The 23,748-nt window shown below is 68.6% G+C and carries 23 protein-coding genes; 11 read left to right on the top strand and 12 right to left on the bottom strand.

Features of this window, described 5'->3' with window-relative positions; all coding sequences use genetic code 11:
• The first annotated feature begins 13 nt into the window (after positions 1 to 13).
• Positions 14 to 412, top strand: a complete 399-nt coding sequence (locus tag ABZ027_RS21825; protein WP_356770744.1) for a hypothetical protein — start codon at positions 14 to 16, stop codon at positions 410 to 412.
• A gap of 183 nt (positions 413 to 595) precedes the next feature.
• On the top strand, positions 596 to 1,843 hold the full coding sequence (locus ABZ027_RS21820) for a DUF1266 domain-containing protein (protein WP_356770742.1): 1,248 nt from the start codon (positions 596 to 598) through the stop codon (positions 1,841 to 1,843).
• On the opposite strand, the gene ABZ027_RS21815 is transcribed toward ABZ027_RS21820, so the two are convergent.
• Positions 1,824 to 2,327, bottom strand: a complete 504-nt coding sequence (locus ABZ027_RS21815; protein ID WP_356770740.1) for an ATP-binding protein — start codon at positions 2,325 to 2,327, stop codon at positions 1,824 to 1,826. The two genes, ABZ027_RS21820 and ABZ027_RS21815, sit on opposite strands and share 20 nt — an antisense overlap.
• A gap of 248 nt (positions 2,328 to 2,575) precedes the next feature.
• Here ABZ027_RS21815 and ABZ027_RS21810 point away from each other — a divergent pair, with 248 nt between their 5' ends.
• Both ABZ027_RS21810 and ABZ027_RS21805 read left to right on the top strand, forming a co-directional pair.
• On the top strand, positions 2,576 to 3,427 hold the full coding sequence (locus ABZ027_RS21810) for a helix-turn-helix transcriptional regulator (RefSeq protein WP_356770738.1): 852 nt from the start codon (positions 2,576 to 2,578) through the stop codon (positions 3,425 to 3,427).
• Between the two features lie 8 nt (positions 3,428 to 3,435).
• Positions 3,436 to 3,630, top strand: coding sequence for a hypothetical protein (locus ABZ027_RS21805; RefSeq protein ID WP_356770736.1), 195 nt, complete (start codon positions 3,436 to 3,438; stop codon positions 3,628 to 3,630).
• A gap of 44 nt (positions 3,631 to 3,674) precedes the next feature.
• On the opposite strand, the gene ABZ027_RS21800 is transcribed toward ABZ027_RS21805, so the two are convergent.
• From ABZ027_RS21800 to ABZ027_RS21785, 4 genes are all read right to left on the bottom strand, one after another.
• On the bottom strand, positions 3,675 to 4,355 hold the full coding sequence (locus ABZ027_RS21800) for an SMI1/KNR4 family protein (protein ID WP_356770734.1): 681 nt from the start codon (positions 4,353 to 4,355) through the stop codon (positions 3,675 to 3,677).
• 89 nt (positions 4,356 to 4,444) lie between these two features.
• Positions 4,445 to 5,125 (bottom strand): NAD(P)H-dependent oxidoreductase, encoded by a 681-nt coding sequence (locus ABZ027_RS21795; RefSeq protein ID WP_356770732.1) that lies wholly within the window; start codon positions 5,123 to 5,125, stop codon positions 4,445 to 4,447.
• A gap of 34 nt (positions 5,126 to 5,159) precedes the next feature.
• Positions 5,160 to 5,492 (bottom strand): metalloregulator ArsR/SmtB family transcription factor, encoded by a 333-nt coding sequence (locus tag ABZ027_RS21790; RefSeq protein WP_356770730.1) that lies wholly within the window; start codon positions 5,490 to 5,492, stop codon positions 5,160 to 5,162.
• A gap of 95 nt (positions 5,493 to 5,587) precedes the next feature.
• Positions 5,588 to 6,937 (bottom strand): Nramp family divalent metal transporter, encoded by a 1,350-nt coding sequence (locus tag ABZ027_RS21785; RefSeq protein WP_356770728.1) that lies wholly within the window; start codon positions 6,935 to 6,937, stop codon positions 5,588 to 5,590.
• Positions 6,938 to 7,180: 243 nt separating this feature from the next.
• Between ABZ027_RS21785 and ABZ027_RS21780 the strand changes: the two genes are divergently transcribed.
• Positions 7,181 to 8,545 carry a M14 family metallopeptidase gene (locus ABZ027_RS21780; protein WP_356770726.1) on the top strand — a complete coding sequence of 455 codons (1,365 nt, stop codon included), beginning with the start codon at positions 7,181 to 7,183 and terminating at the stop codon, positions 8,543 to 8,545.
• Between the two features lie 67 nt (positions 8,546 to 8,612).
• Here ABZ027_RS21780 and ABZ027_RS21775 read toward each other — a convergent pair whose 3' ends face one another.
• From ABZ027_RS21775 to ABZ027_RS21755, 5 genes are all read right to left on the bottom strand, one after another.
• Positions 8,613 to 9,260: a hypothetical protein gene (locus tag ABZ027_RS21775; RefSeq protein WP_356770725.1), complete on the bottom strand. Its 648-nt coding sequence runs from the start codon at positions 9,258 to 9,260 to the stop codon at positions 8,613 to 8,615.
• Positions 9,261 to 9,365: 105 nt separating this feature from the next.
• Positions 9,366 to 10,841, bottom strand: coding sequence for a gluconate:H+ symporter (locus tag ABZ027_RS21770; protein ID WP_356770723.1), 1,476 nt, complete (start codon positions 10,839 to 10,841; stop codon positions 9,366 to 9,368).
• 129 nt (positions 10,842 to 10,970) lie between these two features.
• Positions 10,971 to 11,393, bottom strand: a complete 423-nt coding sequence (locus ABZ027_RS21765; RefSeq protein ID WP_356770721.1) for a RidA family protein — start codon at positions 11,391 to 11,393, stop codon at positions 10,971 to 10,973.
• The gene (locus ABZ027_RS21760) at positions 11,390 to 12,154 is read right to left on the bottom strand and encodes an IclR family transcriptional regulator (RefSeq protein ID WP_356770719.1); all 765 of its coding nucleotides are present in this window, start codon (positions 12,152 to 12,154) and stop codon (positions 11,390 to 11,392) included. Before ABZ027_RS21760 ends, ABZ027_RS21765 begins: the two co-directional genes overlap by 4 nt.
• The gene (locus tag ABZ027_RS21755) at positions 12,151 to 13,248 is read right to left on the bottom strand and encodes a sugar kinase (protein WP_356770717.1); all 1,098 of its coding nucleotides are present in this window, start codon (positions 13,246 to 13,248) and stop codon (positions 12,151 to 12,153) included. The genes ABZ027_RS21760 and ABZ027_RS21755 overlap by 4 nt, the downstream gene beginning before the upstream one ends.
• A 149-nt stretch (positions 13,249 to 13,397) precedes the next feature.
• On the opposite strand from ABZ027_RS21755, the gene ABZ027_RS21750 reads away from it, so the two are divergent.
• Positions 13,398 to 14,663, top strand: coding sequence for an amino acid deaminase (locus tag ABZ027_RS21750; RefSeq protein ID WP_356770715.1), 1,266 nt, complete (start codon positions 13,398 to 13,400; stop codon positions 14,661 to 14,663).
• 19 nt (positions 14,664 to 14,682) lie between these two features.
• Positions 14,683 to 16,305: a D-aminoacylase gene (locus tag ABZ027_RS21745; RefSeq protein WP_356770836.1), complete on the top strand. Its 1,623-nt coding sequence runs from the start codon at positions 14,683 to 14,685 to the stop codon at positions 16,303 to 16,305.
• Between the two features lie 21 nt (positions 16,306 to 16,326).
• On the opposite strand, the gene ABZ027_RS21740 is transcribed toward ABZ027_RS21745, so the two are convergent.
• On the bottom strand, positions 16,327 to 17,208 hold the full coding sequence (locus ABZ027_RS21740) for a serine protease (RefSeq protein ID WP_356770713.1): 882 nt from the start codon (positions 17,206 to 17,208) through the stop codon (positions 16,327 to 16,329).
• Positions 17,209 to 17,445: 237 nt separating this feature from the next.
• Between ABZ027_RS21740 and ABZ027_RS21735 the strand changes: the two genes are divergently transcribed.
• From ABZ027_RS21735 to ABZ027_RS21720, 4 genes are all read left to right on the top strand, one after another.
• On the top strand, positions 17,446 to 18,657 hold the full coding sequence (locus ABZ027_RS21735; RefSeq protein ID WP_356770711.1) for a pyridoxal phosphate-dependent aminotransferase: 1,212 nt from the start codon (positions 17,446 to 17,448) through the stop codon (positions 18,655 to 18,657).
• Positions 18,658 to 18,762: 105 nt separating this feature from the next.
• Positions 18,763 to 19,179, top strand: coding sequence for a hypothetical protein (locus ABZ027_RS21730; protein ID WP_356770709.1), 417 nt, complete (start codon positions 18,763 to 18,765; stop codon positions 19,177 to 19,179).
• A 171-nt stretch (positions 19,180 to 19,350) separates the two neighbouring features.
• The gene (locus ABZ027_RS21725; RefSeq protein WP_356770707.1) at positions 19,351 to 20,625 is read left to right on the top strand and encodes a glycosyltransferase; all 1,275 of its coding nucleotides are present in this window, start codon (positions 19,351 to 19,353) and stop codon (positions 20,623 to 20,625) included.
• Positions 20,626 to 21,001: 376 nt separating this feature from the next.
• The gene (locus ABZ027_RS21720; RefSeq protein WP_356770705.1) at positions 21,002 to 21,574 is read left to right on the top strand and encodes a hypothetical protein; all 573 of its coding nucleotides are present in this window, start codon (positions 21,002 to 21,004) and stop codon (positions 21,572 to 21,574) included.
• 334 nt (positions 21,575 to 21,908) lie between these two features.
• Here ABZ027_RS21720 and ABZ027_RS21715 read toward each other — a convergent pair whose 3' ends face one another.
• Positions 21,909 to 23,741 (bottom strand): phosphoenolpyruvate carboxykinase (GTP), encoded by a 1,833-nt coding sequence (locus ABZ027_RS21715; RefSeq protein WP_356770703.1) that lies wholly within the window; start codon positions 23,739 to 23,741, stop codon positions 21,909 to 21,911.
• Between the last annotated feature and the right edge of the window lie 7 nt (positions 23,742 to 23,748).

The following is a 23,748-nucleotide window of genomic DNA, read 5'->3' as shown; positions in this document are numbered from 1 at the left end:
AACGGATTCCGACATGTCATATCGTAGTGAACAAGCGATGCAAACGCTCAGCAGATTCGGAGAACTTGCCTGGTTCGCGCTGCCCGCAGCCACCCATCCCATTTACGGATACCCCCAGGTGCCTTACATGGGGTGGCGCTTCAAGACTCCTGGGGAATTTGTCGGGCGGATTATGGAGGATGCAGTAACCGCGGCGCCGACCCAACTCGAGTGGACAATCGACAGGACAAGGAGAAATTGGCTCCTTCTGCCTACTCGAATCCTAAAAGAAGCGAAAGGAGTCGAGAATCCCGCATTTTCGAACGTCGTTCACTCTATCAATACCCAGGATCAGGAGTTCTGCACCAAAGCGCTATCAGATTTCGAACTGATCATTCACTCTCTCCAGGAATCATCATTCCCGGAAAGCTGATTCGCCTAAATGATGCAGCTATCGATGCCGTTTCGGGAATTCCACTCTCCTACCTGCGGACCCCTCGTTGTTAAATCTTGAAACAGTGTGCGGCCAGATTAGCTGCCGGGAGGCGGAGTGGAAGTCGTGGCCCTATGTCCGAGAAATATCGCGACACACGCCTCGTGAAGGATAGAAAACCTCATGTCATTCGGTCCACCACCTGCCAGTTTCGGGCCCACCAACCAGCCCGTCTGGACACCTCCGACAGAAATCGAGCAGGCATTGTTCGAGGCCAAGTCTCGAGAAGACTGGTCGGCGTACTTCACCACGCTCGCGGAGAACCGGCTGTACTTCGAGGTACGGCGCGACAGGACGGATGCCGAGCCAGGAAATACGTTTCCCGTTTTCGGGCAGGATCTGCGGACCGGTGGTGCGGTGTGGGCCGTGTACACCGAGGGGATGCTTCCCGCGCCCGACCGCGTGTTCGACTGGGACGAGCTCGGGTGGTTCGCGCGTGTCTGGACACCCACGTATCCACCGATGATCGTGGTCAATCCCGGAAGTCCGTACGAGGCGTTCCTTCCTTCCGCGCCCCCGCACTCAGGGGCCTGGGCCCAGCACTCCGAACGAGCGGGTTTCCCCTCGTTCAGGACGACGCTGCGGACACTGCGCGTGGGCGGCCCGCTGCACGGACCTGTCGCCCACGGGCTCGCCTGCGGTGCCCTTCTCTTCGTCAACAATGGCCTTCCCTGGAACGCCATGGCGTATCACGGCCAGGGCTATCCCCACGAGCGCAAGGCCCTACGCGAGTGGTGGGGTGTCACCAGTCGAGGCCAGTGGCAAGAGCAGCAGCGCGCCCTGCTCGCCCTCGACGGGGCCAACCCGGTGTGGGAGTTCGCGCTCAGCCTGCGCCGTACCATTGCCCGCGATTTCCGCGGCCATGTCGACACCGGGTACTGGCGGGACGCTGCCGCCCACGTTCTGCGTGATCGTGCGGCCGGCGAAACCGTCATCACGGCGGACGGTGTCACGAGGACCGAGCCCCGGCCAACAGCGGAGACCGAGGCCCGGATCAAGGGTGTGCAGCACCTCATCGGCCGTATCACGCGGTACGAAGCACGCTTCCGGGCCGACGGCATCCTCGACGAGAACCGGAACGTCAGCTCCGTCGATGCCTGGGATCTCGGTCGGGCCTCAGCCATGGCGCGGTGGGGCTTGGGCTCCCGCTACTGCGATCTGCCGGAGGCCGAGGCGGCGGTCGTCGAGGCCGGGCGAAGTGCTTCGCGGTCGTATCGCTCCTGGCAGGACTTCGCCGCGGGATACATCCTCGGGCGGTGCCTCCACTTCGACGACGAGGAATTCGGGGAGTGGTACACCGACGTGCGCGAAGCTCAGCGAATTTTGATGTCCGACCCAGGTAGCCCCTGGCTCAACATCCCCTTCCGGTAGGCGTTCCGTACATCGCCGCGCCCGCCCTCGGCAGCGTCGCCCACATCCTTGTTCCGCCGCCCGGTTCACGCGACTCACCGAAACCCCATGTGCCGTCGCAGGCGCGGCAGACGCAGGCGAGGAGGCGGAGGGCTGCTCGGCGGCGGGTGTCGCAGGCTGTGGCGAGGTGGGGGTGGGTGTGGCGCGGGTGGCTGTCGTAGGCGATCAGGCGGAGGGTGGCCGAGCGGTAGCGGAGGGAGAGGTAGAAGGTCGCGGACTCCGTGAACTGGGCCGCCGTCGCGGTGAGTTCGCTGACTGCCTGTAGGGCCGGGTCCAGCATGTCGTACAGGTTGTGGGTCCTCAGGACCTCTCGGGTGGCGGCTCGGGCGAGTGAGGGGCTGGCCAGGGCTGCGGGTAGCGTGAGGCTGTAGGACAGGGTTTCGGGGGTGGGGGCTGTCGGATCGGCCGTGAAGGTGGGGGCCACGGGGCAGCGGGAGATGGGCATGGGTAACTGACTCCTCGGGTGCGGGGGCTTTCTTGCGGTGGCGGTCGGTGGCCTGTCTCCCCGGCGCGGGCCCACCCCTCCCAGGGGAGGAGATTCCGGGCAGGCTCGCGCGATGCACTGCCAACTGCCTTATGTAGTCGATGCGTCACTGACTGTAGAGATGTGAGAGTCACTGTGTCCATCAGCTTGGAGGTAATTACCCCCTGAGTGTGTGGCGCACCACTTTCAGCTGCGGGCACACTGTCCGCATGCCAACCAGAACCACTCCAACTGAACGGCAGAAGCGCCTCGGCGCTGAGCTGCGCAAGATGCGACTGGCAGCAGGAGCGACCACGGAGTACGCGGCGAGCCTCTTGGGGATCGACAGGACGCGGCTGTCCAACATGGAGTCGGGTATCCGGCCCTTCTCGCCCGAGCGCATTCGCACCCTGGCCTGCAACTACGCCTGCGTGGAGGAGGGTTACGTCGACGCTCTGATCGACATGGCGGGCAAGAAGGAGCGTGGGTGGTGGGAGCGGCACCGCGGGACGCTGCCTTCCGGGCTCCTGGACATCGCCGAGTTGGAGTGGCATGCCGTCCGCGTCCGGACCGCTCAGGTCATGCACGTCCCGGGACTGCTCCAGACCGAGGAGTACGCCCGCGCCGTCTTCGCCGCCGTACTTCCGCCGCTGAGCCGACTGGAGATCGAGTTGCGGGTCGCCCACCGCATGGAGCGCCAGCAGGTCTTCGAGCGGCCGAGCCCGCTGCCGTATGTCGCCTACGTCCACGAAGCCGCCCTGCGCATGCCGTACGGAGGCACACGCGCGACCAGGCAGCAGCTTGAGCACATGGTTGCCCAGTCCGAACACGAGAACATTGATGTCCGTGTGATCCCCACGTCCAAAGGGGGCTTCCCCGGAGCGGGACACGCCCTGCTCTACGCGGACGGAGCCGTGCCCCAGCTCGACACCGTGCAGTTGGACTCGGCACACGGACCAGAATTCACGCATGCCGAGGCCCAGTTGACGAAGTACCGTGCGCATCTGGACTGGATGGACGCCGCTGCGCTGGACCCGGAAGCGTCACGCGACGTCATCCGCAACATCACCCGTGAGATGTAGGAGACGCCGTGACCGACAGCATCACCTGGGAAGAACCGTTCTGCGGCGAAGGGAACAACTGCTTCCGCCTCGGCACCGACCCCACCGGCAACGCCTACATCGCCATAGCCGGTGCCGAGGACACCTATCTCACCGACAGCCGTGAAGCGCTTCGCTCGCTCATCCTCGGGATCAAGGCGGGCGAAGCCGATCACCTGCTCTGATGCTCTGACCAGCCCTCACGTCGGCGACGCGACTGGCGTTTCCGCTACAGGTCCCGGAGATACGTCATGCCGTCCTTGAAGCCGGTTCGTGGGTCGATCCACGTCAGGCCGGCCTCGTGGATGACCGGCTGGCTGAACTCGTTCTCGGTACCGTCCGTGCGGCGCAGGCCGCGCCGCTCCTCCAGGGCGGACGCGAGCTCCTCGAGCCAGTCGGCGAGGGGCCAGCCGGTGGGTTCGCTCGCCTGGTCGACGGCCCAGGTGCCGACGTTGCCGTAGGTCGGCTCGTCCTTGCGCGCGTCGACGTAGTAGCCGTGCCAGCCGTCGCCCGGGGTGTAGGCGAAGGGGATCAAACCCGGCTCGCGCTCCCAGTGCTGAGTCATCAGCTCGTACTGGTCCCGGACGGACTGGAGAGGCAGCCAGCCCTTGCCGGCAGGCAGCCAGTCGACGTGTCCGTAACTTCCCACGGGGTCCGCGAGTGCGACGCCGGCGGAGCCGTCGTGAAGGCGGTACCAGGCGAGCAGGGCAGGGGGGAACGGGTACCCGATCGCGTCTTCGACCGCGGTGATCTGTTCGGCCGGGGCGGGCGAGCGCAGCAGCGCGGCGGAGGTCGGGGCGTGCTGGCGGAACCAGGTCTCGATCCGTTGCCACGCTTCCTGTGTCTTGAACTTGGCGGCGGCGATCGGCTGTATTGCGGCGTGCATCCGTCCCATGTCGTCCAGCGTCATGAGAGGCAGCGTAGTCAGGGAGGGCGGCTCCGACGCGGCGTTCTGCTGGTCGCCGCGTCGGCCATGACGCACGGGCTCGGCGGAGGCCGTCAGGCGGCCGTTTTCAGGATCTCCGCCGTGATGCGCGCGACGGACTCTCCGACCGCGCCCAGCGCAGCAGTTCGCTCCTGGTCGGTCATGCGGGCCGGGCCGTAGGTGATCACCGGGTCGAGGACCTGGAATCCGACGAACTCCAGCATTCCGCGGTGGATGTGGAAGAGGAAGTCGTCCATGGGGCCGAATTTGCCGCCGGGTTGGAACGACTCGCTTGCTCCGCCGGTCGTGACCAGCAGCATCGCTCGCTTCCCAGCGAGCGCCCCGTCGCCGAGGATCCCGTGGTCCCCGCCGAAGACGCCTCCCATCACGAAGACCCGGTCCACCCATCCCTTGAGGACGGCGGGCAGCGAGAACCACCACATCGGGAAGGAGAGTACGAGCAGATCAGCGGCGAGCAGCCGGTCGAGGTGGTTCCTGACGGCGGTGTCGAGCGTCCCTTCCTTGAGCGCGCGCATCTGCTCGGCCTGCGGTTTGAAGTGGCCGTCCACCGGTGCGAACTCGTCGCGGGCGAGGATCGGGGCCCATCGGTCGGCGTAGAGGTCGACGACGTCGACTCGGTACCCGGCCTCGCGCAGGGCCTGAGCCGCGGTGGTCATCTGGGCGGTGCTGAAGGAGTGGGGCTCGGGGTGGGCGTGGACGATCAGGGCGGTGGGCGCGGCAGCGAAGGTCGACATGAAGAGATCATATCGACGTATTGCGATACGTCAATCAGATGGTGGTGTCGATCACGTGCGCCAGCTGCGCCAACCGCTCCTCGTCGCGCCGGTAGTGGGTCCACTTGCCCACCCGGGTGGGGCGCACGAGCCCCGCCCGTTCGAGTGTGCTCATGTAGCTGGAGACCGTCGACTGGGCGAGCCCCGCCTTCGCCTGGATGTGCGTGACGCACACGCCGACCGACCGACGGTCCGCGATCGGCTCGTACTCGCCGAAGGACGCGTCGGGGTCCTTCAGCCACCGCATGATCTGCAGACGGGCAGGGTTGCCGAGGGCCTTGAACACCTCGATCAGATCAGCCGAGTCCCATCCCGCCGACGTGGCCACGCGTCACCTTCTTCCAGACAGTCCGATACACCACGATATCTCGATATTGGCTCCGTCATGCCTGGCCGGGGGCGGAGAGGCGGGCCCTGGAGGCCCTAGAAGAACTCCCCCCACGGCTGGTCCCAGATCTGCTTCACGCACAGGATCAGGAACAGCAGGCCCGCGATCGCCAGCATGGCGTTGCTGAGCAGGCCGTTGCGCCATTCGCGGGGCGTACGGGAGGAGTTCAGGAGCCACATCAACGTGCCGGCCAGGAAGGGGAGGAACGCGGCACCCAGGACGCCGTAGAGGATGATCAGGCGGAACGGCTGGCCCTGGAAGAGCAGGATGATCGGGGGGAAGGTCAGCCAGAGCAGGTAGGCGCGGAAGGGCCAGGACTTCTCCCGGCCGCCCGACGCGATCGCCTCGCCCGGCGCGACTCCCTCGCCCGACGCGGCCTGGGCGGCGTCGCCCGCCCCGCCCGTCCGGTATCGCGAGACGAAGTCGGCGAACATCAGGCTCACGCCGTGCCAGACGCCGATCAGGGAGGTGAAGGACGTGGCGAAGAAGCCGATCAGGAAGAACTTGGCCGTGGCCGTGCCGTACTTGTCCGCCAGGATGTCGCTCAGCTGGATCAGGCCCTTGTCGCCGCTCGCGATGGCCACGTTCGCGGAGTGCAGCAACTCCGCGCCGACGAACAGCATCGCGACCACGAAGATGCCCGTCGTGGCGTACGCGACCCGGTTGTCGAGCCGCATGACCTTCATCCAGCCGGTGTCGGTCCAGCCCTTCGCGTTCACCCAGTAGCCGTACGCGGCGAGCGTGATCGTGCCGCCGACGCCGCCGATCAGGCCGAGGGTGTTGAGGATCGAGTCCTTCTCGTCGGGCAGGACGGGGAGCAGGCCCGCGAAGGCGTCGCCCAGATTCGGGGTGACCCTGATCGCCAGGTAGACCGTGACGACGAACATGACGCCCACCAGGACCGTCATGACCTTCTCGAAGACCTCGTACTTGTTGAACCAGACGAAGACCAGGCCGACGAGTCCGCAGACGACGGCCCACGCCTTGAGGTCCATCACGTCCGGGAAGAGGGCCTGAAGGGGCAGAGCGCTCGATGACATCGCGGCGGCGCCGTAGACGAAGCCCCAGATCACGACGTAGACGACGAAGAACCAGGTGGTCCAACGGCCGAGGCTCGCCCAGCCGTCGAAGAGGGTGCGGCCGGTGGACAGGTGCCAGCGGCCCGCCGCCTCGGCCAGGGAGATCTTGACCAGGCAGCCGATGATGGCCGCCCACAGGAGGGTGTAACCGAAGTTGCTGCCCGCGATGAGCGTGGCGACGAGGTCGCCGGCGCCGACGCCGGTCGCCGCGACGACGATCCCGGGGCCGATGTACTTCCAACTGGACTTGCGGGGTGCTGAAGTGGGCGCCGTCCCTGTCGATGAGTTCTCCGTGATGTCCGCCATGCGGATCAAGAAAGCGTAAAGCGGACGAGGACACAAGGGGGCGTGCGGTGAGGGAACCGTAGGTCAGCCACACGGTTCTCTCCATCACAGCCCCATGCGGTCTTGACCTGCTCATGCCAGAAGCAGACGATGAGCGGCACATCCGCACCCGCACCCGCACCCACCAGCACGTCGCTGAACCACCCCCCGCTCCACTCCCCGCTTCCGGAGGACCCGGAACTCCCGGAGAAACTAGGAGACTTCATGCGACTTCGCACACGCGGCTCAGGCGCCCGCACCGGCAGACAACGCACCGGCGGACGACGCGCCGCCGTCGCCGCCCTCGCCTGCGTCGCGGCGCTCGCCCTCGCCGCCCCGCTCTCCGCGAACGCCGACAGCGCGCGGAAGGCGGCCCCGTCCGCCGACGACATCCGCCAGTACGAGGTGCACACGCGCTCCGACTCCGCGTCCCGCACGGCGATCCAGCGGGCCGGGGTGACGGTGGACGACGCCGACGACCACTCGGTGTTCGTCTCCGGACGCGCGGACCAGGTCAAGCAGTTGAGGCAACTGGGCTACGACGTCACGCTGACGGGCGCGGCACCGGACCGGTCGAACGGCGAGGACGACGTACGGCTCCTCGACTTCCCCTCGGCCGACTCGCGCTACCACAACTACGCCGAGATGAACACGGAGCTCAACACGCGGCTGGCGGCGTATCCGAACATCATGAGCAAGCGGGTGATCGGGAAGTCGTACCAGGGCCGGGACATCGTCGCCATCAAGATCAGCGACAACGTGGCGACGGACGAGGCCGAACCCGAGGTGCTGTTCACGCACCATCAGCACGCCCGTGAGCACCTGACGGTGGAGATGGCGCTGTACCTGATCCGTGAGCTGGGCGCCGGTTACGGATCCGACTCCCGGATCACCAGCATGGTGAACAACCGTGAGATCTGGATCGTGCCCGACCTCAACCCGGACGGCGGCGAGTACGACATCGCGACCGGCTCCTACCGTTCATGGCGCAAGAACCGGCAGCCCAACAGCGGTTCCTCGAACGTCGGTACGGACCTCAACCGCAACTGGAACTACCGCTGGGGCTGCTGCGGAGGCTCCTCGGGGTCGACCTCGTCCGAGACGTACCGGGGTTCGGCGGCCGAGTCGGCGCCGGAGGTCAAGGTCGTCGCCGACTTCGTGCGCAGCCGGGTCGTCGGCGGGAAGCAGCAGATCACGGCGGGCATCGACTTCCACACGTACAGCGAGTTGGTGCTGTGGCCCTTCGGGTACACCACCGCGGACACGACCACCGGCATGACGGCGGACGACCGGAACGCCTTCGCCACGATCGGCCGGAAGATGGCCGCGAGCAACGGCTACACCCCGGAGCAGTCGAGCGACCTGTACATCACGGACGGGTCGATCGACGACTACCTCTGGGGTACGCACAAGATCTTCAGCTACACCTTCGAGATGTACCCGTCGTCCAGCTCCGGCGGCGGCTTCTACCCGCCCGACGAGGTCATCGAGCGGGAGACCTCGCGCAACCGGGACGCGGTGCTGCAGCTGCTGGAGAACGCGGACTGTATGTACCGGTCCATCGGCAAGGAGTCGCAGTACTGCGGCTAGGGGCTGCAGTCGTACGCATGCACGCTGAGTCGGGGTCGGTCCTGGTCGGGACCGGCCCCGGTGTCACTCAGCCGGCATCCTTCTCGACGGGCACCGCCGCCGTCTTGGACTTCGCTGCGTCGGCCTCCACGGCGTCGGCCTCCCCAGCCGCGCCGTCCTCGACCGCGCTCTCCTCGTCGCCGTCCTCGAAGTACGCGTCGAGAACCGCGTCCAACTGCTCGTCCCACTCCGTGAAACGGCTCCTGGACGTGGCCTCGATCTCGATCGGGTACCAGCGGCGGTCGGGGGTGTGCACGGTGATGGTGAGCCGCTTGCCGAAACGGGGGACCTCCGTCTCCACGGCGCCGATCTCGTCCCAGCGGAACTCGCACTGCTGGTCGTCCAGGGAGAGCCGTACGCCCTTGTGGTCGGCGACTATTCTCGCGCGGCGGTCGGACGCCTCGAAGACCGGCCCGTCGGGCTCCTCGTCGGCGTCGGGCTCCGCCACGGAGTCTCCGGCGGCGGCCGAGGCCTCCGGAGCACCCGAGCGATCAGAGGCGTCAGACGCGACCTCCTCGGACTCGGAACCGGCCTCGTCCGAAACCGTCTCCTCCGGCTCCTCGGACTTGGCGTCCGCCGGTTCGCCGGACACGGGTGCGGTGAGCCCGGGGATGAAAGCCGGGTCGAATCCGGCGCCTTCCAGGGGCTGGCTGCTCGAACCTATGCGCTGCTCCACAGCGGGCAGTATGGTCGACGATCCTGTGGCGGACACAGCCAGCCCCCGATTTCGTTATCAGACGCCTACACGAGACGCCCGCACGAACACGTCGTTGTCAGACGCCTACACGAACACGCTGAGCACCGCCGCCACCACGAACCCCGCCACAGACAGGACCGACTCCAGCACCGTCCACGTCTTGAGCGTGTCCCGCTCGCTGATGCCGAAGTACTTCGCCACCATCCAGAAGCCGCCGTCGTTGACGTGCGAAGCGAAGATGGAGCCGGCCGAGATGGCCATGATGACGAGGGCGACGAAGGCCTGGGAGTGGTCGCCCTCGGCCAGCAGCGGCGCCACGATGCCCGCCGTCGTGACGATCGCGACCGTCGCCGAGCCCTGCGCGACCCGCAGGACGACCGAGATCAGGTACGCCAGCACCAGCACCGGCAGCCCGACGTCGTTGAAGGTGTCGGAGAGGGCCTGGGCGACACCGCTGGCCTTGAGGACCGCGCCGAAGATCCCGCCCGCGCCGACCACCAGCAGGATGTTGCCGACCGGCTTCAACGAGGCCGTGGACACGGTCTCCAGGGACTTGCGGGACCAGCCGCGGCGGATGCCCAGCAGGTAGTACGCGAGGAGCAGGGCGATCGTCAGCGCTACGAAGGGATGGCCGAAGAACTCGATCACCGAGCGGCCCGTGGAGGGGTCCAGGGCGATGGACGAGAAGGTGGCCGCGAGGATCAGGATCAGCGGCGTACCGATGATGCCGAGGACCGTGCCCAGCGGCACCGGCTCCTCGCGCGGTGCGACGCCCTGCTCGCGCTGCTCGTCGATCACCGCCTGCTTGGCCTCCTCCGCCGCCTCCACCATGTCCTGCGGTACGGCGACGAAGATGCGGCGGCCGATCCACGCGGAGAAGGCCCAGGCGGCCAGCACGGCCGGGATGCCGCAGATGACGCCCATCAGGATGACCCAGCCGAGGTCCACGTGCAGGAGACCGGCAGCCGCGACCGGGCCGGGGTGCGGCGGCAGGAACGCGTGGGTCATCGACAGACCCGCGAGTAGCGGCAGGCAGTACAGCAGGATCGACTTGCCGGAGCGCTTGGCGGCGGCGTACACGATCGGCGCGAGGACGAAGATGCCGACGTCGAAGAAGACCGGTATGCCGAAGATGAGGCCGGTCATGCCCATCGCGAGCGGGGCGCGCTTCTCCCCGAACAGGGTCAGCAGCCGGGACGCCAACACCTCGGCGCCGCCGCTGACTTCGAGGATCGCGCCGAGCATGGTGCCCAGGCCGATGATGATCGCGACATGGCCGAGGATGCCGCCCATGCCGGTCTCGATGGTGGACACCGCGTCCGATCGCTGGACGGTGCCGAAGAGTTCGGTGACCGACAGTCCGGCCAGCAGGCCGACGGCTATGGAGACCGCGAGCAGCGCGACGAACGGCTGGAGTCTCGCCTTGATGATGAGGAACAGCAGGAGCGCTATGCCGATGGCGGCGACGGTCAGGAGACCGGCCGTGCCGTCGAGGAGGAGGAGCAGACCGCCGGTGTGGGGTGGGGCCTCGGGGGCGGCGGCCGCGAACGGGAGGGACATGGGGGTCCTCTGGGTAAGTACACGGAACTTTCGGGCAGGGGGGATCGCGGCACGGCACCCCAAAAGGCGCCGTGCCGTGCTGTGTACGTCGTGCGGGAGTTACGGGAGTTGAGGGACCGTCAGCCGGGTTCAGCCCAGGACGGCGAGCGCGTCGATCTCGATGAGGAGTCCGGCGGGCAGGCCGACGTAGACCGTCGTGCGGGCGGCCGGGGGCGCGGTGAGGCCCTGCTCCTCGAAGTAGGTGTTGTAGATGCCGTTCATCTCGGCGAAGTGGTCGACGTCCGTCAGGTAGACGCGGATCATCATCACGTCGTCCCAGCTCGCGCCGCCCTCCTCCAGGATCGCCTTGACGTTGGCGAGGGTCTGCAGGGTCTGCTCGCGCAGGGTCGGACCGGCCGGCGTGGGCGGCTTGCCCTCCTCGGCGGGGAGGAAGCCGACCTGACCGGCGACCTGGAGGATGTTGCCCTTGCGCACGCCGTGGGAGAACTTCGCGGGCGGGGTGGTGTGGGTCTTGGGGGTGAGCGAGACCTTCTCGGTCTTCTTCTCGGTCATGAGGTGACTTCCTTGACGGGGGTCCTGCCGGAGTACTCGCCGCTGATGGCGTCCGCGGTACGGCGCACCAGCGGGAGCAGGGTGAGGAGTTCGTCGGCGGTCACGACGACGTTCGGCGCGGAGACCGACATCGCGGCGACCACGCGGCCGTCGGCGCCCCGGATGGGGGCCGCGACGCAGTTGATGGACTCCTCGTGGCCGCCGAGGTCGGTGGCCCAGCCCTGTTCGCGCACCTTCTCCAACTCGCGTACGAACGCGGCCGCGTTGGGTGTCGAACGGGACGTGTACAGGGGGTAGTCGAGCTTGTCCGCGATGGCGCGGCGCTCGGTTTCCGGGAGGTCGGCGAGGAGCAGTTTCGCCACGGCCGCGACGGTGATGGCGACGGGCTTGCCGATCCGCGAGTACATGCGCACCGGGTAGCGGCTCTCCACCTTGTCGATGTAGAGGACCTCGTCCTCCTCGTAGACGGCCAGGTGGACGGTGTGTCCGCACTGTTCGTTGAGGCCCGCGAGGTGGGGGTGGGCGATCTCGCGGATGTCGAGGTTCTCCATCGCTTCCTGGGCGAGGGCGATGAGGCGCGCGCCGAGGCGGTAGCGCTGGTCGGACTGGCGGTAGACCATGCCGTGTTCGTGCAGGGTGCGCAGGAGGCGCAGCGCGGTGGACTTGTGCACGCCGAGTCGCTCGGCGACCTGGCCCAGGTCGGCGGGGCCCTCGGCGAGCAGCGGCAGGATACTCAGCGCGCGGTCGACGGTCTGGCTCATGGCGTACGTACCTCCTCCTCGGCCCGCTGTGCGGCCTGTGTCCAGCCGGGGCCGAGTCGAAGTGTCCCCCACGCGTCGTCGTCCAGGGCGGACAGTCGGTCGGCGTGGTCGCGGGCGGGGGGCGGGGCGAGGTCACCGGGGGCGGTGAGGGCGGCGGCGGCCCACAGGTGGCCGTGCCGGAGGCGGTCTCGCAGGGGGAGGCCGCGGAGGGTGCCGGAGAGGAAGCCGGCGGCGAAGGCGTCGCCCGCGCCGATCGCCGCGGCGACGTCGACGTGGGGGGCCGGGACGAACGTGGTGGACTCCGCGGCGCCCGGGGGTATCGGGGAGAGGCCGGGCGCGTCGTGCGACTGCTCCCTCGCGAACGCCGTCGCTCCGCGCGCTCCCTCCTTCACCACCAGCACGGACGGCTCCGGCAGCAGCTCCCGGATCGCCCGCGCGCCGCCCGTGGCGGCCCAGGCCTCCTCCGCCTCGTCGGTCCCGACGAAGACGATGTCGGCGCGCCGGGCCAGGTCGAGCAGGATGAGCGGGCTGACGGTGTCCCGCCACAGTCCCGGGCGGAAGTTGATGTCGAAGGCGACCAGCGGCCGGCCGGGGCGGGGGGCGGTCAGCTCCCACAGGAGGTCGAGGCAGTCCTCGGACAGGGCCGCGGTGATCCCCGAGAGATGCAGGACGCGCGCCGTCCGCACGGCCGCCAGGTCGGTGTTCTCCACCGACATCGCCGAAGCGGCCGACCCGGCCCGGTAGTACGCCACCTCGTGCGCGTCCGTCGCCCGGTCCCCGGCCGTACGGAAGTACACGCCGGTCGGCCGCACCGGATCACGCCCCACCGACGAGACGTCGACGCCGTACCCCCCGATCGTCTCGACCAGGTGGTCACCGAACCCGTCGGCGCCGACCCGGCTGACCCACCTCACCGCGTGTCCGGCGGCGGCCAGCACGCACGCCACGTTCGACTCCGCGCCCCCGATCCCCCGGTCGAAGGAGGGAACATCGGCGAGACGGCCCGGCCGGGAGGGCAGGAAGGTCACCATGGACTCGCCGAGCGCGACGACGTCCACGACGTCGGGGGCGTTGCAGGGTCCGCTGGTGGTCACGATCGTCGTAGCTCCTTCGCCGGTGGCGGGTGGCGGCGGCTCCGTTGACCCCGCGTCGCCCGAGATGTTAGACAGCGGTAAGCGATATACGCAACGAGCGTTGCGCATACTGCAATCAAGCTGGCAATCAAGCTGATCAGGGAGGCTCCATGGCCATCGAAGCGCTCGCCGGCCTGGCGGCGGAACGGGTGGATCACCGCTTCAAGGGCCTCCCCCCGGACGCCGACGGCCTGACCGTCGGCGAGCTCGCCGCCCAGCGCCGCAACCTCTTCACCGACGGCTTCGCCACTCCCGTACTGGCCCTCTCCGCCGAGCGCCTGGAGCACAACCTGCGGCTCATGGAGACGTACGCGACCCGGCACGGCCTCGCCTTCGCCCCGCACGGCAAGACCTCCATGGCCCCCCAGCTCTTCCAGCGGCAGATCGAGCACGGGGCGTGGGGCGTCACCCTCGCGGTACCGCACCAGGTCCGGGTGGCGCACGCCTTCGGGATCCGGCGGATCTTCCTCGCCAACGAACTGGTCGACCCTGCCGCCCTGCGCTGGATCTCCGGCCGGCTCGACGCCGACGACGACTTCCACCTGGTCTGCTACGTCGACTCGGTGCGCGGGGTCGAGCTGATGGACGCGGCCCTGCGCGGCGCCCGCCGCCCGCTGGACGTCGTCGTCGAGCTCGCCGCCGGCGAGGGCGCGCGCACCGGCGTGCGTACCGAGGCGGAGTGCGCGGCGGTCGCGGACGCGGTGGCGGGGACCGGGACGCTGCGGCTGGTCGGCGTCGCGGGCTATGAGGGCGAGGTGCCGGGGGCCACTCCGGAGCGGGTGCACGCGTGGCTGCGACGGCTGGTGGCGCTCGCCGTCGACTTCGACAAGGCGGGGCGGTTCGCCGACGTGGAGGAGATCGTGGTCAGCGCGGGCGGCAGCGCCTGGTTCGACGCGGTGGCCGACGTCTTCGCCGAGATCCCCGAACTGTCCGCGCCCGCCCTGAAGCTGCTGCGCTCCGGCGCCTACGTCTCGCACGACGACGGCCACTACCGCAAGATCACACCCTTCAACCGGGTCCCGGAGGAGGGCGCCCTGGAGCCCGCGTTCCGGCTCTGGACGCAGGTGGTGTCCCGGCCGTCCGCCGAACAGGCGTTCCTGAACGCGGGCAAGCGGGACGCGGCCTACGATATCGACCTGCCCTTCGCCCAGGTGGTCCGCCGCGGCGGCGTCGAGCGCCCGGCCACCGGGATCGAGGTGACCGCCCTGTCCGACCAGCACGCCTGGCTGCGCACGGCACCCGAGGCGGACCTCGCCGTCGGGGACTGGGTGGGCCTCGGCCTCTCCCACCCGTGCACGTCCTTCGACAAGTGGCAGCTGATCCCCCTCGCGGAGGCGGACGGCACGGTAGTCGACTACATCCGTACGTTCTTCTAGGAGGCGGGACATGACAGAGCTGGCAGAGCTCGTCATCCGGGACGCGGACGTGGTGGACGGCTCGGGCGGCGCCTCGTACCGCGCCGATGTGGTGATCGACCGCGGCCGGATCGTGTCGATCGTCCAGGAGGCCGCCGCGGCGGGCTGCCAGCGCCCCAAGGCCCGCCGGGAACTGGACGCCGAGGGCCTCGCCTTGTCCCCCGGCTTCATCGACATGCACGCCCACAGCGACCTGGCGCTGCTGCGCGACCCCGACCACAGCGCCAAGGCCGCCCAGGGCGTCACGCTCGAAGTCCTCGGCCAGGACGGGCTGTCGTACGCGCCGGTCGACGACCGTACGCTCGCCGACGTCCGCCGCGCGATCACCGGCTGGAACGGCGACGGGGACGACATCGACTTCGACTGGCGGTCGGTCGGCGAGTACCTCGACCGGCTGGACTCCGGGTTCGACGGGCAGGGCATCGCGGTCAACGCCGCCTATCTCGTCCCCCAGGGCACGGTCCGCGCGCTCGCCGTCGGCTGGGAGGACCGCGAGGCCACGCCCGGGGAACTGGACCGGATGCGGCACCTGGTCGCCGAGGGCCTGGAGCAGGGCGCGGTCGGCCTGTCGTCGGGCCTCACCTACACCCCCGGCATGTACGCCAAGGACGCCGAACTGACCGAACTGTGCCGGGTGGTGGCGTCGTACGGCGGCTACTACTGCCCCCACCACCGTTCCTACGGGGCCGGGGCGCTGGAGGCGTACGAGGAGATGGTGGCCCTCACCCGCGAGGCGGGCTGCGCGCTCCATCTCGCCCACGCCACCATGAACTTCGGCGTCAACAAGGGCCGCGCGCCCGAGCTGCTGTCCCTGCTGGACGACGCGCTCGCCGCCGGAGCCGACATCAGCCTCGACACGTACCCCTACACGCCCGGCTCCACCACCCTCGCGGCCCTGCTGCCGAGCTGGGCGAGCGAGGGCGGGCCGGAGGAGGTCCTGCGGCGGCTGGAGGACGAGGGGACGGCCGAACGCGTCCGGCACGATCTGGAGGTGGTCGGCGCGGACGGCTGTCACGGGGTGCCCGTCGAGTGGGACACGATCGAGATCTCGGGCGTGCGGGACGCCGGGCTGGCGGACTTCGTCGGCCGCACCGTCCAGGAGTCGGCCGACCTGCGCGGCGAGGCCCCCTGGGTGACCGCCCGCCGGCTCCTGATCGACGACCGGCTCGGCTCGACGATCCTCCAGCACGTCGGCCACGAGGAGAACGTGCGGGCGATCATGCGCCACCCCGTCCACACCGGCGGCTCGGACGGCATCCTCCAGGGCGCCAAGCCGCACCCGCGCGCCTACGGCACCTTCCCCCGCTATCTCGGCCACTACGTACGGGAGTTGGGGGTGCTGACGCTGGAGGAGTGCGTCGCCCGTCTCACCGCACGCCCGGCGGCCCGGCTGCGACTGCCGGACCGCGGGCTGGTCCGCGAGGGCTACCGGGCGGACCTGGTGCTGTTCGACCCGGCCAGGGTGGCGGCGGGGTCGAGCTTCGAGAACCCGCGGGAGCTGCCGACGGGCATCCCGTACGTCCTGATCGACGGCCGTTTCGTGATCGAGGACGGCCGACGGACGGACGTACTGGCGGGGCGGGCGGTGCGCAGGACTCCGTAGGCGCCCAGGGCTCTCGCGGTGCTACGGCTTGGGCAGGGTGCAGCCGCTCCGGCTCAGGTCGAGCTTGTTGTCGAGGCCGAAACAGGCCGGGATCTGGTAGGTCTCCTGGGCGTAGTTGATGCCCTTGCGGACGGTGACGGTGCCGTCCGCGGCGACCTCGCAGGGGTTGTTGTCGGTGCAGCGGCCGCCGTCCTCGTTGCCGGTGTTGTTGACGGCGACGACCTTGCCGGTGGCGTTGTCGATGACCGGCGAGCCGGAGGTCCCGCCGATGGTCTGGCAGGCGGAGGTGTAGCGGACCGAGTCCTTCCAGGTCCACTCCCCCTCCTTGAGGCGGTAGGCGAAGCCGTCGACGTTGCAGGCGTAGGTGCGCTTCCAGTAGCCGGAGACGACGGTGATGGCGGTGCCGGCGGTGGGGTGCGTGTTGTTCAAAGTGAGCGCGGTGATTCCGTACGAGCTCTTGATCTGCGCGTACGTGGTGGTGAGCTGGTACAGCGAGACGTCCGTGTCGGTCATCGTCGCGTACGCGATCTTGCTGGCGCGCAGGGTGCCGAGCCGCGAGCCGGCGGAGTTGAGCAGGCCGAAGGTCCGGGTGGAGGGCTGGTCGACGACGACCTCGCCGGCGGCCGGGAACCCGGTCTCCAGGCAGTGACCGTTCGACATCACCATCGCCGGGTCGTCGTCCTCAGAACCCGGGAAGCGGATGACCGAACCGGAACAGTTGCTGAGCGAGACGGTGCCGGCGAAGGTGACGGCCCGGACCGCGGGAGCCGCGGTGTTCTCGGGCTGTGTGGTCTCCTTGGCGGACGCGGTCTTCTCGGCCTGCGGGGGCGCCGCGATCGCCGGTGCCGCGCCGGCCCCGGCGATCACCAGGGCGAGGAGCGCGGCGGCGAGAGGCTTTCTCATGTGGGGGGTCCCCTCCGTATGACGAGGGTGACCGGAGATCTTCCGGCCACCCACAGTTTTGTCATGCGCATTGTTAATGGAGGGGCGCGCGGGGGCAAGGAGCTGTTTTCGGACAGGAACCGAGAACGCCGGGAACGGCAGATCAGACCCTCACCGGCGATACCGGCTCAAACCGACGCGTCTCGCGTGGCGGAAAACACGACCCACCGAGCGTTACCGGGCCGTAAGCTCCCAGACATGCAGGTGATCCAGTCGACCAAGCTAGCCAACGTCTGTTACGAGATCCGGGGCCCGGTTCTCGAGGAGGCGATGCGCCTGGAAGCGGCAGGGCACCGCATCCTCAAACTGAACACCGGCAACCCGGCCGCGTTCGGCTTCGAGTGCCCGCCCGAGATCCTGGAGGACATCCTCCGCAACGTCTCCTCGGCGCACGGCTACGGCGACGCGAAGGGCCTGCTGGCCGCGCGCCGCGCGGTCGTCATGCACAACCAGACCCTCGGCATCGAGACCGACGTCGAGCACGTCTACATCGGCAACGGTGTCTCCGAGCTGATCGTGATGGCGATGCAGGGACTGCTGGACGACGGCGACGAGGTCCTCGTCCCGGCGCCCGACTATCCGCTGTGGACCGCCGCCGTGTCCCTCTCCGGCGGTACGGCCGTGCACTACCGGTGCGACGAGCAGGCCGACTGGATGCCCGACCTCGCCGACATCGAGCGGAACGTCACCGACCGCACCAAGGCGATCGTCATCATCAACCCGAACAACCCCACGGGCGCGGTGTACGACGAGGCGATGCTGCGCGGACTGACGGACATCGCCCGCCGGCACAACCTGCTGGTCTGCTCGGACGAGATCTACGACAAGATCCTCTACGACGACGCCACCCACACGCCGACCGCCAAGGTCGCCCCCGACCTGCTGACCCTCACCTTCAACGGGATGTCCAAGGCGTACCGGGTGGCCGGTTACCGGGTCGGCTGGATGTCGATCTCCGGGCCGCGCGCGCACGCCGAGTCCTACATCGAGGGTCTGACGATCCTGGCGAACATGCGGCTGTGCGCGAACATGCCGGGTCAGCACGGTGTGGTCGCCGCGCTCAGCGGCCGACAGACCATCAACGACCTGGTGCTGCCGGGCGGGCGACTGCGGGAACAGCGGGACGTGGCGTACGAGCTGCTGACGCAGATCCCGGGGGTGAGCTGCGTGAAGCCGAAGGGGGCGCTGTATCTCTTCCCGCGTCTCGACCCCAACGTCTTCAAGATCAAGGACGACCGGCGGATGGTCCTGGACCTGCTCCGACAGGAGAAGATCATGGTCGTCCAGGGCAGCGGCTTCAACTGGCCCGAACCGGACCACTTCCGGGTGGTGACCCTGCCCTCGGTCACCGACCTGCGCTCGGCGATCACCCGGATCGGCACCTTCCTCGACGGGTACGGCCAGCCGTGACATGACCCGGGCCCTCCGATGGAGGGGTCCGATTGCTACAAGGGTTTCAACTTTAGACGAGATCTAAGCTAGGATGGCTTCCTGACAGTCTCAGGAGGCCATCCCATGTACGAACCGATCCGCACCAAGTCGGTCCACAGCACGATGGCCGGCAGCGCTTCCGACTTCCCTCACCGTTCCCGTGAGGAGGAGCTGGACATCCAGCTGGCGGGGCATCTCGCCGCGCTTCTCGCCGCCACGGACGAGCTGCGCGCGGCGGCGCCCTCCGCCGACCTGGACCTGGCCGCCGACCGTCTCGCCGGGCAGGTGGCCCGGCTCCGCGGCCGTACGCCGGCCCGCGCGTCGGTGGCCGGTGACCGCGCTCCGCGCCTTGCGGCCCTGCACCGGCGGGCGCACGCGCTCGCGGGCCGGGCCCTGGTGGTGGCGGCTTCGCGTGCCGACACGGCGGCCGCGATCCTCGCCGCCGAGCGGATGGACGCGCACACGGCGGCCCTGGAGCCGCGCGAGGTGGCGTCCGCCTGAGCCCCGGGAGGGGCTCCCCCTGCGGCGTCGGTCCGCGTGCACCCGAAGCGGCGCGCGGACCGGCTGCCATGTTTGTCAGAGGATCTCTTTGCGTACATTCGGGTGGACCGCGCGCCCCACGTTCCCGCCAAGCGGCGGCACCGTCGGTATGGCCTCGTAACGTCCACGGACATGACTTCGACCGCGACACCCAGGTTCTCCGTCTTCACGCCCAGCCATCGACCCCGTTTCCTCGACGAGTGCCTGGCGACCCTGCAGGCGCAGACCTGTCCGGACTGGGAGTGGATCGTCCTGCTCAACAACGGCGCCCGGTGGCGGCCGGAGCGTCCCGACGACAGAGTCCGGGTGCAGATCGACGACGACGCCGTCGGCGTCGGAGCGGCGAAACGCAGAGCCTGTGAACTGGCGCGCGGCGAGATCCTGGTGGAACTCGACCACGACGACCTGCTGGCGAAGGCGTGCCTGGCGGAACTCGGCAAGGCCTTCGACGAGAACCCCGACGCCGTGTTCGTGTACAGCAACACCGCGCAGATCACCGAGGACGGCAAGCGGGACGACAGCCGCTTCAACGAGACGCACGGCTGGCACTACGAGGACGTGCGCGTCGACGGACGCAAGCTGCTTCAGGTCAGGTCGATGGCTCCGACTCCGCACAACGTCGCCTACATCTGGTACGCGCCGAACCACGTGCGGGCGTTCCGCAAGAACGCCTACGACAAGGCCGGGGGGTACGACGCGACCCGCACGGTCCTGGACGACCAGGACCTGATGTGCCGCCTGTACCACGTCGGCGACTTCCACCACATCCCCCGCTGTCTGTACCTCCAGCGGATGCACCCCGCGAACACCCAGCGCGACCCGGAGACCAACGCGCACATCCAGCGCGAGACGGTCGCCCTGTACGACAAGTACATCGAGGCCAACGCCCTCGCCTGGACCTACCGGAGGGAACTCGTCGCGCTGGACCTCGGCGCGGCCCACCGCAAGCCGCCCGGCTACGTGGGCGTGGACAAGTACCCGGCGGACGGCGTCGACATCGTCGCGACCCTGCCCGGCAAGCTGGATCTGCCCGACGACTCCGTGGGCCTGGTGCGGGCCGTGAGCTTCCTCGAGCACGTGCCCGCGAAGGTGCCGCTGATCAACGAGCTGTACCGGCTGCTGGCACCCGGCGGCATGCTCCTCACGACTACACCCAGCTCCGACGGCCGGGGCGCGTTCCAGGACCCGAATCACGTCGCGTACTACAACGAGAACTCGTTCTGGTACTACACGGACGACCAGTACCGCGCCTTCGTGCCCGACCTCGAGGCCCGCTTCCAGAGTTCGCGGCTCACCACCTGCTTCCCGTCCGAGTGGCACTCCGAGAAGAACATCTCGTACGTGATCGCCAACCTCATCGCGATGAAGGACGGGGCGGAAAGGTGCGGCGGGCCGCTGCTGGTCTAGGGGTGGCGAGCGACCCGCAGCGGTCGATGCGACGTGTCACCACTCGAACGGTGCCCCCGCGGCCGAAGCCTCGGGGGCACCACTCAGAGCGGAGTTACGGCACCAAGGCACAGACCACGTAGGCGGTGACGGGGGTGACCCCGAGGAGGCCCACGCCCTGCCATCCGTTGGGCGGCGTGATGGCGGAACCGCCGACCGGGACGCTCCCGGTGAGAGCGGTCGACAGAGCGCCGCCGCCGGTGGCGACGTCATTGTCCGAGCAGCTGGCAACAACGCTTCCCAGACCGGTGTTGGTGATGACGTAGGAACTGCCGATCGTGCCCTGGGCACCCTGAGCACCCTGAGCACCCTGGGCTCCCTGAGCACCCTGGGCTCCTTGCGCACCCTGAGCACCCTGGGCTCCCTGAGCACCCTGGGCTCCTTGCGCACCCTGAGCACCCTGGGCTCCCTGAGCACCCTGAGCACCCTGAGCACCCTGAGCACCCTGAGCACCCTGGGCACCCTGAGCACCCTGAGCACCCTGAGCACCCTGAGCACCCTGAGCACCCTGAGCACCCTGAGCACCCTGAGCACCCTGAGCACCCTGGGCTCCCTGAGCACCCTGAGCACCCTGCGGCCCCTGGGGGCCCTGGGGCCCCTGCTTGCCCGGCTTGCCCTGAGGGCCGCGAGGACCCTGCGGACCGCGGTCGCCCTTCTGGCCGCGGTCGTGGTCGTGGCGGTTGTCCTGGCCATACTCCCGGTCGGCCCCACCCGCACGCACCATCGCGCGCCCATCGGAGCCGGCCCTGCGGATCGCGTCGGCGATGGCGCCGGTGGGGGCGTTGTTCGCACGCAGGTGAGTCATGGCACGGTCGGAGCCGGACGCGTGCATCGCGTCGGCGGCGGCCATCGTGCTCGGGACGACGCTGAGGGCCACGGCGACCGCGCCGACCCCCACCATCGTGGCTGACCTCAAGCGCGAGATTCGAATCGTTCTACGGTTCAAGAGAACCTTCCTCACGGAAGAGGGATCAGACAGCACATACGCATGTCATGCGCTTCATTTCGCTTGCGTGCCTCATCCCCTACGGACACAGACGAGGCAGGCATTCCCTCTTCGTGAAAGAATGATTATCTATTAACCCGCTTTGTGGACAAGAATCACCCGGGCGGCGTCGATATCTTTGGCGCCCATTCGCCACACCGCCAAAAGGGTGACAGAGATTAAGGTCACCGCGGCCGGCCGTGACGATGCAGCTGGTCAGGGCACGATCGGAGCCGGCCGCGGCGTCTTCGTGGGGCGGTCAGCCCAGGCGCTTCACCAGCGCGTGGTACTCGTCCCACAGCTCCTTGGGCGTGTGGTCGCCGAAGGTGTTGAGGTGGTCGGGAACCAGGGCGGCCTCCTCGCGCCAGACCTCCTTGTCGACGGTGAGGAGGAAATCGAGGTCCTTCTCGTCCAGCTCGAGACCGCCCGTGTCGAGGGCCCCCTTGGCCGGCAGAATGCCGATCGGGGTCTCGACGCCCTCGGCCTTGCCCTCCAGGCGCTCCACTATCCACTTGAGGACCCGGGAGTTCTCGCCGAAGCCGGGCCAGACGAACTTGCCCTCGTCGTTCTTGCGGAACCAGTTGACGTAGTAGATCTTGGGGAGCTTCGCCTGGTCCTTGTCCTTGGCGACATCGACCCAGTGGCCCATGTAGTCGCCCATGTTGTAGCCGCAGAACGGCAGCATGGCGAACGGGTCGCGGCGCAGCTCGCCGACCTTGCCCTCGGCCGCGGCGGTCTTCTCGGAGGCCACATTGGCGCCGAGGAAGACGCCGTGGTTCCAGTCGAAGGACTCCGTGACCAGCGGGACGGCGCTGGCGCGGCGCCCGCCGAAGAGGATCGCCGAGATCGGCACGCCCCTGGGGTCCTCCCACTCCGGCGCGATGATCGGGCACTGCGCGGCGGGGGTGGTGAAGCGGGCGTTGGGGTGGGCGGCGGGAGTCTCCGAGGACGGAGTCCAGTCGTTGCCCTTCCAGTCCGTGAGGTGGGCCGGAGTCTCCTCCGTCATGCCCTCCCACCAGATGTCGTTGTCGTCGGTGAGCGCGACGTTGGTGAAGACGGAGTTGCCCCACAGCGTCTTCATCGCGTTGGCGTTGGTGTGCTCACCGGTGCCGGGCGCGACACCGAAGAAGCCGGCCTCGGGGTTGATGGCGTAGAGGCGGCCGTCCGCACCGAAGCGCATCCAGGCGATGTCGTCGCCGATCGTCTCGACCGTCCAGCCCGAGATGGTGGGCTCCAGCATGGCGAGGTTCGTCTTGCCGCAGGCACTCGGGAAGGCCGCGGCGACGTACTTGGACTCACCCTGCGGCGGGGTCAGCTTGAGGATGAGCATGTGCTCGGCCAGCCAGCCCTCGTCGCGGGCCATCACCGACGCGATGCGCAGGGCGTAGCACTTCTTGCCGAGCAGGGCGTTACCGCCGTAGCCAGAGCCGTAGGACCAGATCTCACGGGACTCCGGGAAGTGCGAGATGTACTTGGTGCTGTTGCACGGCCACGGAACGTCGTCCTCGCCCTCCGCGAGCGGGGCGCCGAGGGTGTGGACGGCCTTCACGAAGAAGCCGTCGGAGCCGAGCTCGTCCAGGACGGGCTGCCCCATGCGGGTCATGGTGCGCATGGACACGGCGACGTAGGCGGAGTCGGTGATCTCGACGCCGATCGCAGAGAGGTCGGAGCCGAGCGGGCCCATGCAGAACGGGACGACGTACATCGTCCGGCCCTTCATCGAGCCGCGGAAGACACCGCCCTCGCCGTTCTCACCCTGGAAGATCTCGCGCATCTCCGCAGGGGCCTTCCAGTGGTTGGTCGGGCCCGCGTCCTCCTCCTTCTCCGCACAGATGAAGGTGCGGTCCTCGACCCGGGCGACGTCGGTCGGGTCGGAGGCCGCGTAGTAGGAGTTCGGGCGCTTGATCGGATCGAGCCGTTTGAATGTGCCCTTGGCCACGAGCTCCTCGCACAGTCGCTCGTACTCGGCCTCTGATCCGTCACACCAGACCACGCTGTCCGGCTGCGTCAGTTCTGCGATCTCGTTCACCCACGAGATCAGTTCTTTGTGGGTGGTGGGGATGACGGGGAGAGCCGCGATGTCACGCGCCACGATCGCT

Origin of the sequence: Streptomyces sp. NPDC006332 (assembly GCF_040612855.1) — a bacterium.
GTDB lineage: Bacteria > Actinomycetota > Actinomycetes > Streptomycetales > Streptomycetaceae > Streptomyces.
Note: the sequence above shows the minus strand (reverse complement) of the source record. Positions and strands in the feature narration are given on the sequence as shown.